Source organism: Brevibacillus sp. LEMMJ03 (genome assembly GCF_007197875.1).
In the GTDB taxonomy this organism is placed as follows: domain Bacteria; phylum Bacillota; class Bacilli; order Brevibacillales; family Brevibacillaceae; genus Brevibacillus; species Brevibacillus thermoruber.
In genome coordinates, this window is sequence record NZ_VKJN01000002.1 from 397,104 (window position 1) to 413,151 (window position 16,048).

Below are 16,048 nucleotides of genomic sequence, written 5' to 3' on the forward strand. Positions count from 1 at the left end.
CCCTCCCTCGCCATTGTAGCGCAGCAAGCGCGCGGATGTGCACCGCGACACGGATTGCGTGAAACAATTTTTGCTGCGGCGCGAATGGTCTCTCGATTCTTGCCGCATGTTAGGTGCCTGCCGCCGCGTATGAAAAAAGGGACGCCTCAACGCGTCCTTTCCTTATTATATAGTGCGCGGACAAACGCCGCGATGCCCGCCGCGTCGTCAATGGCGTACACCGGCAGCGCCGGGTGCTCAAACGGTTCCCAGCTTGCCACAGCCACGGGCCGGGTGACTGCCTCCAGCAGCTCGCGGTGCGCCGGTTCGCGGAGCACGACCAGTTTCTCGTAGTCCTCCCGCTTGAATCCCTCGACCAGCACAAGATCGGCGCCGGCGTCCGCCATCCGCTCCACCAGGACAGGCAGCGGCACGGGGTTCAGCTCCAGCATTGCCGTCTTGGTCCGCGAGGCGATCGCCACCAGCGACGCTCCCGCCTCCCGGTAGCGCCACGTGTCCTTGCCCGGCCGGTCCCATTCAAAATCGTGACCGCCGTCGTGCTTGATCACGCCGACGCGCAGGCCCGTCTGCTCCAGCAGCGGAATCAGTCGGGTCAACAGCGTCGTCTTGCCCGAATCGGAATAGCCTACCACCTGCAGCACCATCGGTTCGTTCGCCATGCGCTACGCCTCATCTCTCCAGTCCGGCGCGGCGTGGGGAATCACGTCGACGGTCTCTCCCGCCTGTTTGCCCCTGCCGCCTGCCGGGATGATCAGGAAGCATTCGCTTTTGCCCAGCGTCGCCAGGTTGCCCGCCTTGTCGTTGTGGTCGGGGACGACGTACAGCTTTCCCTCCCGCTCCGTCAACCGGCCGCGCAAATAGCGCGGGTAGGGACACGGTTTGTCGTAGGTCTCCGCCAGCGTGGCCCGGATGCGGCGCAGGCCCGCCTCCCGGTCTCCCTGCAGCCGACGCAGCACGGGACGGACGAACAGCTCGGCGCCGAGAAAACAGGCCCCCGGATTGCCCGACAGCGCACAGACCAGTTTGTCGCGGTACAGGAGGGCGGTTGTCGGTCCGCCCGGCCGCATCGCGACCCGGTTGAACAGCAGGGTGACGTCCGGATCGTCCGCCAACGCGGCCATCACGTCGAAATCGCCGACTGACACCCCGCCGCTCGTCACCAGCAGGTCAACCTCCTCCAGACATTGGGCCATGTGCCGCTTGGCCAGGTCCAGATCGTCCGGCAAACGTCCGTACAAAACAGGGATGCCGCCCGCCTCGGCGATCAAGGCGGACAGCATCACCGCGTTGCTGTTGCGAATTTTCCCCGGCTCGAGCGGCTGGTCCACGTCCAGCAGTTCCGTGCCGGTGGAAATCAACCCGACGCGCGGTCTGCGGACGACCGGAACCTGCGCGTAGCCAAACGTCGCCAACACCGCCAGGGTTCCCGCGTTGATCCGCGTTCCCGCTTGGGCCACGCACGTGCCGGCGGCGATTTCTTCTCCCCGGCGGGAGATGTTTTCCCCGGGGTGAAGCGCCCGTTTTACCCCGACCCACTCCAGCAGCTCGCCGGGCTGCTCCGTCTGTTCGAACATGATCACGGCATCGGCTCCCGGCGGCATCATCGCGCCAGTCATGATCCGGACGGCTGTTCCGGCCGTTACCGTCTGCCGGGGGATCTGGCCGGCCCCGACCGTTTCCAGCACCCGCAAGCGAACCGGCCGGTCCGGTGTGGCCCCGGCCGTATCCGCCGCTCTCACGGCAAACCCGTCCAGCGGCGAGCGGTCAAACGGCGGCATGTCGCACGTGGCGGCGAGATCCCGGGCCAACGTCCGCCCGTGCGCTTCGCCAATGCCTACCTGTTCTTCCTGAAGCGGCGTCAGGCCCGCCAACAGCCTGCGCAGCGCTTCCTCCACGCTGATGGTTTGTCGCTGAAAGTGCATCGTCTGTTCCTCCTTCTGCTTCGAAACCCGTTCCCTGATGTCGCGCCGGTCAGCCGGCGTTTACGTCCGATTCCTTGCTGCGTCTCTTCGCGCATGTCCACGCTTTTTCACGTGCCCCCCGCCTTTTCCCTTGACGGCTCGTTGATCCCCCGTTTCCGTCCCGTTTTCCGGCGCGCAGCGCAGGACGAAAAAAAGACAACCCCCCATGAACCAGTCCCTTCTCATCGGACAGAGAATGTCCACGGTGGTTGTCTCAGGCAGGGTCGCTACCAAGTCCCAACTACGCGCGTGTTTCGAATGCCGTCTTGTCTGCCCGGCAAACAGGGTCGCTGCTTCCTGCAGACTCACGACTCGTTTTTAAACTTTTTCTCGATGTCTTGATCAAAGACGAAAATGGACATGCCAAAATCGCGTTCAATGTCAATATCGACGAATAAATCGACGAAGTTTGCGCCCAGAAATGACTCCATCTCGACCGGCCGGTTTTTGCGGTACATGTCCTTTACCATTTCCGTACGGGCCGCGCGGAGCATCTGTTTGCCTTCATCAGCCGTCGCAATGAACTTTTCCACCGGGGAAAGATTCCCCTCCATTTCGCAAATCGCCCAGTTTTTGCAAAACGTGGTCACGATCTTGCTGGGGCCTTTGCCCATGTGACGCTTGCGGAAAGCTCTGACCAAATTGCTGAACTCAGCTTCGTATTTATTCATCGAGGGTGTCACCTTTACAAAATTCTCTTACTAAAACTTTACCACTGATCAGCTTGCCAATTCAACAGAGTTTTCGTTCTGTTTCGCCTGCTCCCGCAATTTCTTGATATCCAGGCGGATGATCAGCGAGATGACCAGGGCGACGGCAAACATGGCGGCGAAGACGGTCATCGTGCCGGTGTAGCTGCCCGTGCTGTCGCGCACCCAGGCGGCGAAGATCGGCCCGGCCAGACCGGCCGCTGCCCATGCCGTCAGGATGTATCCGTGAATCGCGCCCATCTGCTTGGTGCCGAACAGGTCGGCAATATAGGCCGGAATGGACGCGAATCCGCCGCCGTAACAGGTCATGATGATGAACATCGCGCCCATGAACAGAGCCGGCACTGTCAGGTTGGGCAGCAGGAAGAACAGGACGAGCTGAATCAGGAAAAACGCCGTATAGGTGTTCGGACGGCCGATGTAGTCGGACAGGGACGCCCAGCCGATCCGGCCGGCCCCGTTGAACAGGCCGTTCAGGCCGACCATCGTCGCGGCTGCCGCCGCGGACATGCCCACGATCTCCTGCGCCATCGGCGACGCGACGGAAATGACCGCGATGCCGCAGGTCACGTTGATGAACAGCATCAGCCACAGCAGGTAGAAACGGCGGGTTTTCACCGCTTCGTTGGCCGTCAACTGGCACAGGTCCTTCTTGATCTGCTTGCCGCTTCCCTCTTCAGCCGAGTAGCCCTCCGGCACCCATCCCTGCGGCGGCGGGGAGAGGTATTGAGCGGAAGCAAACATGACGATAAAATAGACGGCCCCCAGGATGAAGAAGGTATTGGCGATACCTACGCTTACGATCAGCGCCTGCATGATCGGACTTGCGACCAGCGAGGCGAAGCCAAAGCCCATGATGGCCAAACCGGTGGCCAGCCCGCGGCGGTCCGGGAACCATTTCACCAGCGTGGAAACGGGAGTGATGTAGCCGACCCCGAGACCGATGCCGCCCAACACGCCGTAGCAGAGGTACAGCAGCGGGAGGCTTTCCAAGTGGATGGCCAGACCGGACCCGGCGATCCCCAGACCGAAAAAGATGGACGAAAGAGTGCCCGATTTGCGGGGACCGTGTTTTTCCACGTAGTGGCCGAGGAACGCTGCCGACAGCCCCAGGAACAGGATCGCGATGCTGAACGTGAACTGCACCTCGGACAGCTCCCAGCCAAATTGGTTGATGATCGGCTTGGTGAATACGCTCCAGGCGTACACCGAACCGATGGAGAGGTGGATCCCCACCGCAGCCGCAGCGATCAGCCAGCGGTTCTTCACTTTTTCCTGCATGTGATTCATCTCCTTTGAAGGGTTTAAAGAGCGTCCGCAAACGCGAACAGGCTCTTGCATAAAGAAAAACTGCCGCATCCATCCGGTTCTCCTCGTCGTCCACGCTTTGGCCCCGAGGAGGGAACAGATGAAACACGGCAGTTAATCATCAGCAGGGTCGCTACTTCAGCATCAACAGCAAGTGTTTGCTATTCACTTCCGGCAGTGTCACAAATAAACCGGCGACAGGTGCGCTATCCCGTGTCTATTTGTGAACTGTTGCAAGTAAAGGTGAATTTTTTGTGACAACTAAAACCTCACATAGTATACTATCATGTGAGCGCTTACTCGACAATACATTACTTTCAAAATTTTTTTACACCCCGCATGAAACGGCAAGGAGGCTTCTATGTCAAACCTGATGCGCACGATCAGACGGCCGGTGCTGAAGATCGGGCAGGACCGGCTCGCCTGGGAAGACGACGAGATCGTTACGGAATACCCGCTGACGATTTTTCTCAACGACGAAGAGTTTGCCACGATCGTCTGCACCCCCGCCGACCTGGAGGAAATGGTCGTCGGCTTTCTCGCCGCCGAGGGGGCGATCCGGCAATACGCGGACATCAAGCAGATGTCCATTGACGAAAGCCGCGGCTTTGCCTACGTGGATCTGCATCAGCAAACCGGGCTGTCGCAAAGCTTTTACTCGAAGCGGCGGATCACGTCCTGCTGCGGGAAAAGCCGGCAGTCGTTCTACTTTTTCAGCGATGCGCGAACCGCGAAACCGGTGGCGGGCAAAGTCACCGTCACGCCGGAGCAGGTGTTCCGCTTGATGGACGAGCTGCAGGCGTCGTCCGACATCCACCGCAGCACGGGCGGCGTGCACAACGCCGCGCTGTGCACGCCGGAGCGGACGCTGCTCCGGTACTCCGACATCGGCCGGCACAACGCGCTGGACAAAATCTACGGATACTGTCTGCGGGAAAACCTGCCGACGGAGGACAAAATCCTCGTGTTCAGCGGCCGCATCTCCTCCGAGGTGCTGCTCAAGGCGGCCAAGATCGGCGCCGGCATCATCCTCTCCAAATCGGCGCCCACCGACCTGGCGCTGCAGTTGGCGGAGGAGCTGAACATCACCGCCGTCGGCTTCGTCCGCCACGGCAAGATGAACGTGTACACGCATGCGGAGCGGATCGCTGCTGGCGATGAATGAAGAAAACCCCGGCCTTGCCGGGGTTCAGTGTGTAAACAACGTGACTGCTGGGGGGAGAAGCACGTTTCCGGCATCCGCTCCGTGCTTTACCCACCGAACACAAGCTAACGCTCGCGTTCGGCGGGGCCCAGTCAACGCCCAGCAGGGAAGAACAGACTGCACGCTCCGCATCGATTTGCGGGGGATCGCCAAAGCCGCATTGCTACGCAGCCCATTCAAAGGTGGCGCTCCTTTTTCCCGCAAATCGCTGCTCCGCTCGGTAGGGCTCACAAGTCGCTCTGCCTGGAAACATGCTTCTCCTTCGATGCAATCGGTTTGTCTTCAGTCTGTACCCCCGGCCTTGCCGGGGTTTTCACGCGTCACGTCGGCTTCCGCCCCGCTTCCCGCGCGTGCTGTTCCGCAAGGGCCTTCCGGTATTCTTCCGGCGTATTGGCGTTGTAGGCGGCCCAGTCGTCCAGCAGACCGGCCGGCGTCTCCGCGATCCGCAGCCGCTCCAGCACCTCCATCAGCCGATGCCGTCCTGACCGCAGGGCCTCCTCCCACATCGGCTGCGTCCGCCTGTGATACAGCGCAAACAGCGGATGAAGACGGCCGTCCGTTCGCGCCGCCACGACATCCCATTCCTCCGTTCGCTCCGCATGGGCGAGCAGGCGGCCGATCTGCTCCCGGTCGGCAAAGGGCAGGTCGCAGGAGAGGACGAGCAGCGCTTCTTCCCGGCGCACGCGAAACGCCGTCACGATTCCGCTGATCGGACCGGCGGACGGCACCAGGTCACCGGTCACGCTTACCCCTGAAAGCCCGGTCACTTCCCCCGGCAGCCGGTCGGGGGCGTTGGAGACGATCAGACAGGGCAGGTTCAGCGCCGTCACTTCGCTGACCACGTGTCCGATCAGCGTGCCCCCTTTCCAGCCCAGCAGTTCTTTGGGCCGCCCCATCCGGCTGCTGCGGCCTCCCGCCAGCACCACCCCGCCGATTGTCAACACACCCATATCCACCACTCCCCTCACCTTAAAAGTTATATTCTAATATGAACCGAGAGTAAAAAAAACTCTAAATTTCTGACTTTTTTGTTCGATAATACCAGTAGCCTTGCAAAAGAGAGGGGAAATCGTTCACCGTGAACATCGTCAGGAAACTTTCGCTCGGAAGCAAATTAAACCTGCTGTTTCTCACCGTTCTTTTGCTCCTGTCCTGTACGATCCTCGTCGTGGCACAGCGGCAGTTGGAATCGGGCATCAAGTCGGCTGCCCTGGAAAAGGCCAAAGGCGACCTGGCCCTGGGATACGCCTACCTGGAGGCGAAGCACCCCGGAGAATGGTCGGTCCGCGACGGCGTGCTGTACAAAGGGGAGACGAAAATCAACGGAAACGACGCACTTGTGGATGAAATCGGCCGGTTGACCGGCGGTGACACGGTCACCATTTTTCTCGGCGACACCCGGGTGGCGACCAACGTGATCAAAGATGGCCAGCGCGCCATCGGCACCAAAGTGTCGGACGCGGTGGCCCAGACGGTCCTGAAGCAGGGGCAGATTTTCCTCGGCGAAGCCAACGTGGTCGGCCGGCAGTACCAGGCCGCTTACCAGCCGATCAAGGACGGCCGCGGCCAGATCATCGGCATCTGGTACGTGGGGGCGTCCCAATCGCTGATCGATGCCGTCCAGAGCCGCTTTATGACCTACTTTTCCGGCACGCTCCTGGCCGGATTTGCCGTCGCGCTGCTCGCTGTTTTCCTGTTCGTCCGCCATCTGAAAAAACGGCTGGTCCGGATCGGCGACGCGTTGGAACACGCCGGCCGCGGCGATTTTTCCCGGACCGTCTCCGACGACTCCCTTGACGAGGTGGGCCGCATCGCCGCCTCCTGCAACGCGATGTGCAGCAGCCTGAAAGAACTGGCCGATCAGCTCTCCCGCACCGCGCTCCACGTCTCTTCGGCCGCGGACAACCTCTCTTCCAGCGCGGAACAGATCACCCAGGCGACCCAGCACATTGCCGAAAATGTCACCGAGGTAGCCGCCGGGGCGGACCACCAGCTTCACCAGGTGGAGAGCAGCCTGCAGACGATGGAGGAAATCGCCGCCAACGCCCGCAGCATCGCCTCCCACGTCCAGGACGTCTCGCGTGTGGCCGACGCGACCGCCGAGCAGACACGGGAGGGAGACAGGGCGATCCGGCAGGCCGTCGACCAGATGAACAGCATCTACGAGACGATGAACCGCCTGGCGCTGGCGATCCAGGAACTGGGGCAGCGCTCCCGCTCCATCGGCCAGATCACCGAGGTCATCACCGCCCTGGCCGAGCAGACCAATCTGCTCGCCTTGAACGCCGCCATCGAAGCGGCGCGGGCGGGCGAACACGGACGCGGCTTTGCCGTGGTGGCGGACGAGGTGCGAAAACTGGCGGAACAGTCGGCGGAAGCCACACAGCAGATCGCCGCGCTCATCGACAGCATCCGGCGGGAATCCGAAGCAGCCGTGGACGCGATGGCGGTCGGCAGCGCGGAAGTCTCGGAAGGCATCCGCGTGATGCACGAAGCAGGCGTCTCGTTTGAACAGATCCAGCAGTCAATCCGCACCCTGACAGCCGACATCCAGCAGGTAACCGCAGCCGCTCAACAGATGTCGTCTTCCTCGGAACAGGTGGCGCAGGCGGTGTCCGGCATCGCGTCGATCGCGTCGGAATCGGCGGCCAAGGCGCAAAACGTCTCCGCCTCGTCGGAAGAACAGCTCGCGTCCATCCAGGAAGTCGCCCGGTCCGCCCAGACACTGGCGAAGATGGCCGAAGAGCTGCAAAGCCTGACCGACCGCTTTCGGACCTGACCCTCCTCTCGCCCCCGGCCAATGCCCGGCGATTATTTTGGAATATTCCCAAAATCGAGAGGGGTTGTCCCCCGCTCAACCGAATGGGTACAGGAACGCTGCTGCGCAATTTTTCCACGTGGAGACGTTGAACTGTTCGGATGCAAACGGGTGTTACAGCCGTCCGGAAATGTCGCTTCAGCCGGTTGGGCCGCGCGCGGGAGGGGAGAGGCGTGAGCGTTTGGCGCAAGTTCCCTGCCATCGCCCAGCAGGTGGCAGAGGCCATCTCGGCGGCGGCGCTGCAGATCGAAACGAAGATCGTCGGCGACAGGATGACGATCATCGCCGGTACCGGCACGTACGATGAAGCACACGGCAGGCATCACGGACATCGGCCGCGCGATCAAGCTGTACGACCGGGTCCGGTCGGACGTGAAAAGCTGGCCGCAATCGTGTCACGCAAAAAAAGAAGCTCGGGTGGACAGCCCGGGCTTCCGTTTTGGGTCCGCGTTTGCCAACAGGAAGAGCAGCCTGGGGAAGAATCAGCCCCTGCGTCGATAACGTGAAATCACGGTGTTCCGGCCGTCTTTTTCCCAAGCCTTCCCGGCTTCTTTTTTCGCATTGTGACCGCCCTCATCCGCGGCTGCCGTTGATGGCAAGCTGACCGCCCTTGGTCGCTTGTTTGCCGGAGTTGGCTTCGCTCCCGCCCGCTGCGGGGAGCATCGAGTGAAGAAATGGGTTCACGTGGAAAAAAGTCCCTGTTGATTTTCTGAAAGGCATTGACAAAATAGGACTATTGTTTATAATAAGTATTAAAAAATAATAATTCTAATTAAGGAGCGGATAAACCATGACGAATCAGGTTCACAGCGTATTGAACAAACAAATTGCCAACTGGACCGTCCTGCACATGAAACTGCACAACTATCACTGGAACGTGAAAGGCCCCCATTTTTTCACGCTGCACGCCAAATTTGAAGAGCTCTACAACGAAGCGGCCGCCCGCATCGACGAACTGGCCGAACGCGTCCTGACGCTGAACGGCCAACCGATCGCCACACTAGGGGAATGTCTGCGGGACGCCAGCGTCGAGGAGGCATCCGGCATCGAAACGACCGAACAGATGGTCGAGACCCTGATCGACGATTTCCAGACGCTGGTCGACGAACTGAAGGACGGCATCAAAACGGCCGAACAAGCGGACGATGAAGCGACCGCCGACATGCTGCTCTCCATCCGCAGCAGTCTGGAAAAACACGTCTGGATGCTGAAAGCCTTTCTGCGCTAACCTCCAGCCATCCGGCCGCTTCCCGAACCGCTGCTCCCCGACACCGTCCATGCACAAAAAGGGCGTCCGTGCTTGCCGCACGACGCCCTTTTTGCGGCTGTTTTTTACCGGTTCAGGGAAAAGATCAGTTTGCGTCCGTCCTTGTCCACTTTCACCTGCGGCAGGTGCTTCAACGCTTTTTGGATGCCGATATACGGACTGGCGAACTCCACGCCGTGCCGCTTTTTCAGCTCGCTGCACAGATCCATCAGCGTCAGCGGCGCCGACGCCTCCCGCAAGATGGCTTCCACCTGTTCGGCCACGGCCGCGTAATCGTGACGGGTATGCGTCTTTCTGCTCCGCAAATGCTCCAGCACTTCCGTCGGCATCTCCTCGGCCGCGGTCGCCTCCACGTCTGCGTTCTGGCGGGCGCCTTCACGCTCGTCCAGCTCCCTGATCCGGGCCAACAGTTCCTTGATGTCCAATCCCAATTGCTTGTCCTGATCCACGTACTGTCGCCGCAGTGCGGCACGCTGTTCCAACAACCCCTGCAGCGTCATGTGCAAGGCTTTGCGTTCATCAAAAATAGACGCCATTCCCGTTCCCCTTTTTCTTATTAGTCTCTCTATTCATTATCATAATAGAAATCCGACCGCTTGAAAATTGGAGATTTTCGCGTACCCGCCCTCCTTTGAAGACGGAGAAAACAGATCTGCCAAATTAGGCTCACGCTCCGTGGGCGTCTGCTTATCCTGTTGATAGGCATTTACTTTCGTGTACGCAGAGGATGGTTATCTGATGGATTTTCACTTGACTATTGTCGGGCTGCTGGTGGGGCTTTTGGTGGGACTGACCGGGGTGGGCGGCGCCGCCTTGTTGACCCCCATTCTCTTGTTTCTGGGCATTCAGCCCACGATCGCCGTCGGTACCGATCTCGTCTACAACGCCATCACCAAAGTGTTCGGCACCTGGCAGCACTGGAGGCAGAAAACGGTTCACTTCTCTATCGTGCTGTATTTCGCTCTCGGCAGCATTCCCAGCGCCATCGCCGCCGTCCATCTGATGAACTGGGTTCATCGTCACGTAGACGGAGCCGACCTGATTCTGAAGAAGATCCTCGGCTTCGCCCTGATCCTGATCCCGCTCGCCATGCTGGCGAAAAACCTGCTTGACCGCCGGCAGCCCGCGCTCAACCGCCGGCAGCAGGTGACGTTCGGCCAGAAGCGGCCCATCCTGATCGTCATCGGCGCCGCCCTCGGCTTTCTCGTCGGCTTGACCTCGATCGGCAGCGGTTCGCTCTTTGCCATTGCCCTCATGCACTTTTTCAACCTCACCGGCAAGGAAGTGGTCGGGACCGACATCGCCCACGCGTTTCTGCTTACCACCGCCGCCGGCCTGACCCACATGAGTTACGGCACCGTCCACTTAGCCACGGTTTTTCCGCTCCTGCTCGGCTCCGTGCCGGGCGTGCTCATGGGCAGCATGCTCTCCTGCAAGATGCCTGCCGCCCTGCTGCGCTACGTCATTTCGGTGTTTATCATCATCAGCGGGATTAAGATCATTCAGATATGACGAGGAACGTGACAGGGGGCCTCGCAACGGCTGGAGTGCTCCCTTCGCATTGCCATCGGAAAAACCCCTTGGGTCAACCGATCAATACGTTAGCGGGTGCATTCGTGCATTTTCCATAGAAAATCCCTTCCAAGTTAACAGTAAGGGAGCTTGTTCTTTCCTGTCTACTTGGAAGGGATACTATTACTTTTTAGGGGGACTCCATTTCTCTTCCGTTACCCGATTAATGGATATCCTGCGATAAGTAATTAAAATGTTGCTGTGGAATATCATCGTATTCCAATAAGAAGTTGTGTTTCGATAAGATGGGCTTAATAGAGGAGATTATATTTTCGCCTAGTCCAACGTGTTTGGGGTCTATAGAAGCGATCTCATACTCCATTACCCAATGACAATCGGGTTTGTTCTCTAAAAAGCCCGATGCGATTATCTCCAATTCTTCTTTCAAATGCTCATCCAGATCCGAATCAGAAATGATAATAACTTTCATAAAGTTTGCTCTTCCGAATGTATCTTCATCCTCAATGCCGATTAAAAATGGGAAATCTTTCAGTGTACTGGGTCTTCTATAGTCCAGGAACAACATATGACAAATCTTCGGTCCTGCATAACCATCCGTGATTAAGAAGAATTCCAGGTTCTTCAGCCTTAACTCTCTAACGATTCGTAATTGTCCCATTAGTGCCTCCGTTATGTATTTCCATGTTGAACAAGGGCCCATGACTTGGAGTGCCGTCGCAGTTTTCTGCAACAATTTTTTTATTTTATCACAAACGTGTACTTGCCATTCGTTCCCGCACCGACGCGACAGGCCATCTCGTCTTCGGGAATGCAGCGGACCGTTTGGGTGTCGTCCACGATGTAATGGGCGCTGGCCTGGGTGGAGGGTCTGTTGAAGTATTGGCGGTTGGCGACGGCGTCCGCCCCCCTCCCCTCGTTGGCCGTCCAGTGGATCACCAGCCCTTTGGGCGTGATCCGGACGCCGGGGGCGGACCGTTTGTTGGTGAGCAGCATCTCGCGAATCTCCATCTCACTCCGCCACCTTGTCCTTGATTTCGCGTAGTTCGCAGATGATCAAATCGTATTTGTCGCTGAACTTGTCCAACAGGTCCTGCAGCCGGGTTTCCCGCTCGCGGTTGGTCTTCATCACGTAGAACAACAGCCAAACAAAGAGTGCCGCAAACGGCCCCTGCTGGATCAGCGAGTCAAAGACGGTTTGTTCCATGGCGCCTTCCTCCTTCCTGTGTACAATGCCATCCTACCACCTCGTTTGGAAAAAGGTGTATCAGCTCTGTCGCAAAACCGTGTCAACCGCGTATCAGTCCGCCGCGTACACCTCCACGCCCAACGCATACGCCAGGCTGCGGAAGGCTTTGCTCCTCGTCCGGTAGTACGACGCGTGCGTCATGTTGAGCATAATGTAGGTCTCGATATCGGTCCGATCTTCCCTGTCAAACCAGCGCGTCAGAATCAGCTCACGCTCCCGGGCGGGCAGCCGCTCCACCGCCGCGAGCACTTCCTCGACGAACGCCCTTCGCTCCCGTTCGATGGACGCGTTTCGCACGGCGATTTCCTCCGTGCTGCTGCGAAAGCGGTTGGTCACGGAACCGGGGGTGCCGTGCAGGACAGACGTCGTCCGCACCTCCAATCCGGGATGAAAGCCCATTCGAATCAAATCACGGGCGAGATCCAGCGCCTTTTTCACGTTGCGCTGCGTAGCCGGCCAGTCAATCTTTTCCGGGGTCAAGACACGCCAAGCGGTCATCGCCGCCACTCCTTTCCGAAACAGGTTGCGCCTGCACGTTCGCGCTTCACTTCTATAGGAAAACATCACGGCCCAATAACAACCGGGGACTTCCCTTTTTCTTCCAAACAGAAAAGAGCCTTTCGAGGGCTCTTTCGATGCATGTTTTTTGCGCGAAGCAGAAACATTACCGGATGCAGGAACGTCTCTTTTTTGGAAAGGATTGCAAGCGTCGTCTACCATATATGGATCGAGGTGCGAAAACCAAAGATGCTCGTACAGATTGTCGCTGCGCTATGTGTAGTGGTAAGTGGTCTCTATTCCCCCGAGTCTCCGGAAACAGGAGCGGACGAACCGGCTGCCTCCCAAGAAAAAGCGGCTTCCGAAATCGTCATTCTGTCCCCTCAAGAACGGAGCGTATTCAAACTGCCGATTCCCGAAAACCAAATCACCGTTGCGGGTAAAATCGACGGTTACGTGCAACCGGGTAAATCGCTTCAAATCGGATTGTATGGCGGTCAGGAGAATTACAAGCAGCATATGATGTACGCGTTTGACTATCCTGTCAATCCTGACGGTACCTTTACCGTCCATTTTCCCGTGGGTAGGTTGGTCCCCTTTCCGAATGCCAAACCGGATCACTATACGCTGGAATTGACATATCCGCATGCGCCAACCAAAACGGTGACCGTTCTCATCCAAAAACAAACAGCCTCCGACTAGCTGCGTGGTGAGGAGAAAAGCCGGGAAACATCAGTTCCCGGCCTTGCGTTTTCCTTACGGCCCAAAACAAACCGTCGTGTAGACGGGTAGAGCCCCGCTCGGTGCTTCTTGCAAATCACCGAAGTAAAACGAACTGGCCTGACCCGTATTGGGATTGATCCACCACGGGCTGTAGGCGGAAGCGAGCTTGTATGCCGCTTCACCATAGCCGGACGCCTTGGTGGGAACGGGCCAGTTGCCGCAGCCGCTGCCGTACGGTGCAATGGAGCCCGAGTATCCGCACATGGCCCCGTTCCATCCCGTCGCGCTCAGTTTGAAACTGCTCGTTTTGGTCGTCATGGCTTTCAGGTATTGGGCGAGAATGTTGAACGATACCTGTACGGCGGTGGTCGTGTCCTTCACGATGTTCCCCTTGCCAATAAGGTCGTTCAACGTATACGATGTGCCGTGGGCGCAATTATACGCGTTCAAGTGATCGCTGCCGATTTGCACAATGCCATACGTCGAACCGGTCGGATCAATGGCTGTCGGGTTACCGTTGGTTTCGACAGAGGCGAGCGCCAAAAGAGTGGCCGGGTTCATGCCGTAAGCTTTCCCCGCCGCATTCGCCTGCGGCAGCCATTTTTGGATGGCGGACGACGTGATGTTGTATAAGGTGCGGGAACCGTATTTCGCGCAGTCGAACGGTCCGCATGATTGCAAACTTCCCATTTCCAGATCCCCCATTCAGTTCAGATGGATGGAGGAGAAAACAAAAGGGATACAGGGTAGACGAGGCCTATCCCCAGCCTCTCTGCCTGTTTTGTTTTCCCCTTCACTCTGGAAGGAAAAAACGCGTACAAACCAACAACCGCCATGCAACCGAAAAAAGAAAGAACCGACTCTCCTGCAGCCGGTTCTTTCTTGGGAAATGGGCTTTTTAAGCAGCCTTTTTCCGACAGGCTTGTCCGCCGTCTATACTCGGATCGGTCAGACTTATGACGTATACCGGAAGATCAAAACCGAGCTGTCCGAGCATCCGTACGGTCAGTCTCCCTCGCGGATAAACGCGATAAACTGCGCCTTGATCTCCTGGATGCTGTCTTCTTTCGGCATTTTGATAAACCGGGCGAGCGCGTGAATCTCCGGTTCAAACCATTCCAACAGCTGGAGCAGCGCCTCGTTGTTTCCCTTCTGGGCCTCGTCCATCATCCGCTCAAATGCTGCAGACGCGTGCGAAGCTGGTGCAGCGCTTTCGTTTTGCATTTGTGCACCCCCTGTTGCGTCATGGCCAACTCGCGAGCCGTTTCCATTTCGGTATACCCGTGCAGGATCACGCGCTGAACGACCCACCTTCCCTTGTCCGACGAAATTGCGGCCAACATCTCCCGGACGTACAACGCGGACACGTCATGTTCCACGGAAGCCAAGGCCACAACGCGTTCGGCGCCCAGGCATTCTCTCTTTCTGTACTTCTTGGCGTGATATTGGATGCGCCAAGCGATTCGTCGCAGCTCCTTGCGGCATTCTTCCTCCGTCAACGGCCACTGTTTCAACGAAATCCTCCCCCTTTTCAGCCATCCTCTCACTCAAGTAGGAAAAATATGGATACCTGCAACAACCAAAACAGAACATATGTTCCTATATTTAGAAGATATTCACATCATATAGTACAAGAGTCTTGTATGTCAACGTAAAAGTACAAAATTTTTATATCATGTTTCCTATTTATCTCCAGTTGTGTACAATATATTTGTACCTACCTTACAGGAAGGAATGGATGGTCCATGCTGTCCCAGCGCTTGCGAACGGCCCGCAGGGCTAAAGGACTGACGCAGGAAGAACTGGCGGAAAAGGTCCGGACGACCAAGGGAACGATCAGCAACTACGAAAACAATCACAGCTCGCCGCCCAATGACATGCTGACCCAGTTGGCGGACGTTCTGAACGTCTCGACGGACTGGCTGCTCGGGCGAGTGGACGAGCCGCTTCCCCCTTCCGCCGCAGACGACCGGAGGCGCGAGCGGACACTGGACGAGCTGCTTCAGGAAAAAATCGACGATCCTGACGACTACTATTTTCTCGACGGGTATTTGGAAGCGTCCGAAGAAGAGAAAAAAGAGATTCGCCGATACTGGTACGATTTGAAAAAGCAAATGAAGCCCCATCATGTGAAAGAAAGCCGTTCTCCTTCCCTGTACGCCATCACGGAGGAGATCAAAAAGGAAAAGTAGCCCCGTGACGGGGCATTCTTTCCGTCTGAAAAACGAACATACGTTCCGTATCAAGGAGGTTCCCATGCACTCCCTCGTATCCGATATCTGCCAGCCGCAGACGTGGCTGGAATCACGTGTCTACCTGCTGCTGCGGCACCACGGAATCCAGCGTCCCGAGCAGATCCGCCTGACCGATCTGTGCGCCAGCTACGGCATCGAGCTGCGCAGCATCCGCGGGCGGAGCCGCGCTCACCGGCATCCGGCAGAAGCCGGCCGCTTCGTGATCGCCGTCGACGAGCGGCTGGACGAGCCCGCGCGGCGGGTCAAAATCGCCCACGAGCTGGGTCATCTGCTGCTGCACGAAGGCGTCCAGCCGCTGGGCAGCGACCTGATGATTGACTGGCAGGAGGCCCAGGCCAATCACTTCGCCGAACACCTGCTGATGCCGTACTACATGTTCACCGCGCTGATCGGGCATTGCACCCGGTTTGAAGCGCCCTTCTACCTGGCCCGGACGTTCCGCGTGCCGCTCGACTTTGCCCAAAAGCGGTTTGACCGTTTTCTCAACAGACTGTACGCCAAAGGGTATCCCGTTGCGTGGTGACG

Annotated in this window: 21 protein-coding genes; 8 read left to right on the forward strand and 13 right to left on the reverse strand. The window is 58.1% G+C overall.

The genetic code is table 11. The features are described from left to right. Nucleotides 1-146: 146 nt before the first annotated feature. The 4 genes from mobB to FOI68_RS04520 all read right to left on the reverse strand — a co-directional run bounded on the left by mobB (nucleotide 147) and on the right by FOI68_RS04520 (nucleotide 3,952). The gene (gene mobB, locus FOI68_RS04505; protein ID WP_143862449.1) at nucleotides 147-659 is read right to left on the reverse strand and encodes a molybdopterin-guanine dinucleotide biosynthesis protein B; all 513 of its coding nucleotides are present in this window, start codon (nucleotides 657-659) and stop codon (nucleotides 147-149) included. Nucleotides 660-662: 3 nt separating this feature from the next. Then, nucleotides 663-1,922, reverse strand: a complete 1,260-nt coding sequence (locus FOI68_RS04510; RefSeq protein ID WP_143862450.1) for a molybdopterin molybdotransferase MoeA — start codon at nucleotides 1,920-1,922, stop codon at nucleotides 663-665. Between the two features lie 344 nt (nucleotides 1,923-2,266). Next, nucleotides 2,267-2,632, reverse strand: a complete 366-nt coding sequence (locus tag FOI68_RS04515; protein WP_029097871.1) for a Na-translocating system protein MpsC family protein — start codon at nucleotides 2,630-2,632, stop codon at nucleotides 2,267-2,269. 48 nt (nucleotides 2,633-2,680) lie between these two features. Continuing rightward, nucleotides 2,681-3,952, reverse strand: a complete 1,272-nt coding sequence (locus FOI68_RS04520) for an L-lactate MFS transporter (RefSeq protein WP_143862451.1) — start codon at nucleotides 3,950-3,952, stop codon at nucleotides 2,681-2,683. 388 nt (nucleotides 3,953-4,340) lie between these two features. Here FOI68_RS04520 and fdhD point away from each other — a divergent pair, with 388 nt between their 5' ends. Beyond that, nucleotides 4,341-5,144 (forward strand): formate dehydrogenase accessory sulfurtransferase FdhD, encoded by an 804-nt coding sequence (gene fdhD / locus FOI68_RS04525; protein ID WP_143862452.1) that lies wholly within the window; start codon nucleotides 4,341-4,343, stop codon nucleotides 5,142-5,144. Nucleotides 5,145-5,503: 359 nt separating this feature from the next. On the opposite strand, the gene mobA is transcribed toward fdhD, so the two are convergent. Continuing rightward, nucleotides 5,504-6,133, reverse strand: a complete 630-nt coding sequence (mobA, locus tag FOI68_RS04530) for a molybdenum cofactor guanylyltransferase (protein ID WP_143862453.1) — start codon at nucleotides 6,131-6,133, stop codon at nucleotides 5,504-5,506. Between the two features lie 128 nt (nucleotides 6,134-6,261). Here mobA and FOI68_RS04535 point away from each other — a divergent pair, with 128 nt between their 5' ends. The 3 genes from FOI68_RS04535 to FOI68_RS04545 all read left to right on the forward strand — a co-directional run bounded on the left by FOI68_RS04535 (nucleotide 6,262) and on the right by FOI68_RS04545 (nucleotide 9,229). Beyond that, the gene (locus FOI68_RS04535) at nucleotides 6,262-7,962 is read left to right on the forward strand and encodes a methyl-accepting chemotaxis protein (RefSeq protein WP_143862454.1); all 1,701 of its coding nucleotides are present in this window, start codon (nucleotides 6,262-6,264) and stop codon (nucleotides 7,960-7,962) included. 212 nt (nucleotides 7,963-8,174) lie between these two features. After that, entirely contained in the window at nucleotides 8,175-8,507 is a 333-nt protein-coding gene (locus tag FOI68_RS04540; RefSeq protein WP_143862455.1) for a hypothetical protein, read from the forward strand. Between the two features lie 284 nt (nucleotides 8,508-8,791). After that, nucleotides 8,792-9,229, forward strand: coding sequence for a Dps family protein (locus tag FOI68_RS04545; protein ID WP_044897439.1), 438 nt, complete (start codon nucleotides 8,792-8,794; stop codon nucleotides 9,227-9,229). A gap of 104 nt (nucleotides 9,230-9,333) precedes the next feature. Here the strand turns inward: FOI68_RS04545 and FOI68_RS04550 are convergent, their stop codons facing one another. Then, the gene (locus FOI68_RS04550; protein ID WP_255433361.1) at nucleotides 9,334-9,804 is read right to left on the reverse strand and encodes a hypothetical protein; all 471 of its coding nucleotides are present in this window, start codon (nucleotides 9,802-9,804) and stop codon (nucleotides 9,334-9,336) included. Between the two features lie 202 nt (nucleotides 9,805-10,006). On the opposite strand from FOI68_RS04550, the gene FOI68_RS04555 reads away from it, so the two are divergent. Further along, nucleotides 10,007-10,780, forward strand: coding sequence for a sulfite exporter TauE/SafE family protein (locus FOI68_RS04555; protein WP_143862456.1), 774 nt, complete (start codon nucleotides 10,007-10,009; stop codon nucleotides 10,778-10,780). A 223-nt stretch (nucleotides 10,781-11,003) separates the two neighbouring features. Here FOI68_RS04555 and FOI68_RS04560 read toward each other — a convergent pair whose 3' ends face one another. The 4 genes from FOI68_RS04560 to FOI68_RS04575 form a co-directional block, all read right to left on the reverse strand. Then, complete coding sequence (locus FOI68_RS04560) at nucleotides 11,004-11,459, reverse strand: hypothetical protein (protein WP_143862457.1); 456 nt, start codon at nucleotides 11,457-11,459, stop codon at nucleotides 11,004-11,006. Nucleotides 11,460-11,539: 80 nt separating this feature from the next. Beyond that, nucleotides 11,540-11,809, reverse strand: a complete 270-nt coding sequence (locus FOI68_RS04565; RefSeq protein WP_143862458.1) for an N-acetylmuramoyl-L-alanine amidase — start codon at nucleotides 11,807-11,809, stop codon at nucleotides 11,540-11,542. Nucleotide 11,810: 1 nt separating this feature from the next. Further along, complete coding sequence (locus FOI68_RS04570; protein ID WP_143862459.1) at nucleotides 11,811-12,005, reverse strand: BhlA/UviB family holin-like peptide; 195 nt, start codon at nucleotides 12,003-12,005, stop codon at nucleotides 11,811-11,813. Between the two features lie 93 nt (nucleotides 12,006-12,098). Then, nucleotides 12,099-12,545, reverse strand: coding sequence for an ArpU family phage packaging/lysis transcriptional regulator (locus FOI68_RS04575; RefSeq protein ID WP_143862460.1), 447 nt, complete (start codon nucleotides 12,543-12,545; stop codon nucleotides 12,099-12,101). A gap of 249 nt (nucleotides 12,546-12,794) precedes the next feature. Between FOI68_RS04575 and FOI68_RS04580 the strand changes: the two genes are divergently transcribed. Beyond that, on the forward strand, nucleotides 12,795-13,247 hold the full coding sequence (locus FOI68_RS04580; RefSeq protein ID WP_143862461.1) for a hypothetical protein: 453 nt from the start codon (nucleotides 12,795-12,797) through the stop codon (nucleotides 13,245-13,247). Nucleotides 13,248-13,301: 54 nt separating this feature from the next. Here the strand turns inward: FOI68_RS04580 and FOI68_RS04585 are convergent, their stop codons facing one another. The 3 genes from FOI68_RS04585 to FOI68_RS04595 all read right to left on the reverse strand — a co-directional run bounded on the left by FOI68_RS04585 (nucleotide 13,302) and on the right by FOI68_RS04595 (nucleotide 14,782). After that, nucleotides 13,302-13,958, reverse strand: coding sequence for a transglycosylase SLT domain-containing protein (locus tag FOI68_RS04585; RefSeq protein ID WP_029097881.1), 657 nt, complete (start codon nucleotides 13,956-13,958; stop codon nucleotides 13,302-13,304). Between the two features lie 315 nt (nucleotides 13,959-14,273). Then, on the reverse strand, nucleotides 14,274-14,438 hold the full coding sequence (locus FOI68_RS04590; protein ID WP_143862483.1) for a helix-turn-helix domain-containing protein: 165 nt from the start codon (nucleotides 14,436-14,438) through the stop codon (nucleotides 14,274-14,276). Further along, a complete protein-coding gene (locus tag FOI68_RS04595) occupies nucleotides 14,435-14,782 on the reverse strand; it encodes a sigma-70 family RNA polymerase sigma factor (RefSeq protein WP_143862462.1) in 348 nt (115 codons plus the stop codon). Before FOI68_RS04595 ends, FOI68_RS04590 begins: the two co-directional genes overlap by 4 nt. Before the next feature lie 231 nt (nucleotides 14,783-15,013). Between FOI68_RS04595 and FOI68_RS04600 the strand changes: the two genes are divergently transcribed. Next, nucleotides 15,014-15,460 carry a helix-turn-helix domain-containing protein gene (locus FOI68_RS04600; protein ID WP_029097883.1) on the forward strand — a complete coding sequence of 149 codons (447 nt, stop codon included), beginning with the start codon at nucleotides 15,014-15,016 and terminating at the stop codon, nucleotides 15,458-15,460. Between the two features lie 64 nt (nucleotides 15,461-15,524). Continuing rightward, a complete protein-coding gene (locus FOI68_RS04605; protein ID WP_044897442.1) occupies nucleotides 15,525-16,046 on the forward strand; it encodes an ImmA/IrrE family metallo-endopeptidase in 522 nt (173 codons plus the stop codon). Nucleotides 16,047-16,048: the final 2 nt, after the last annotated feature.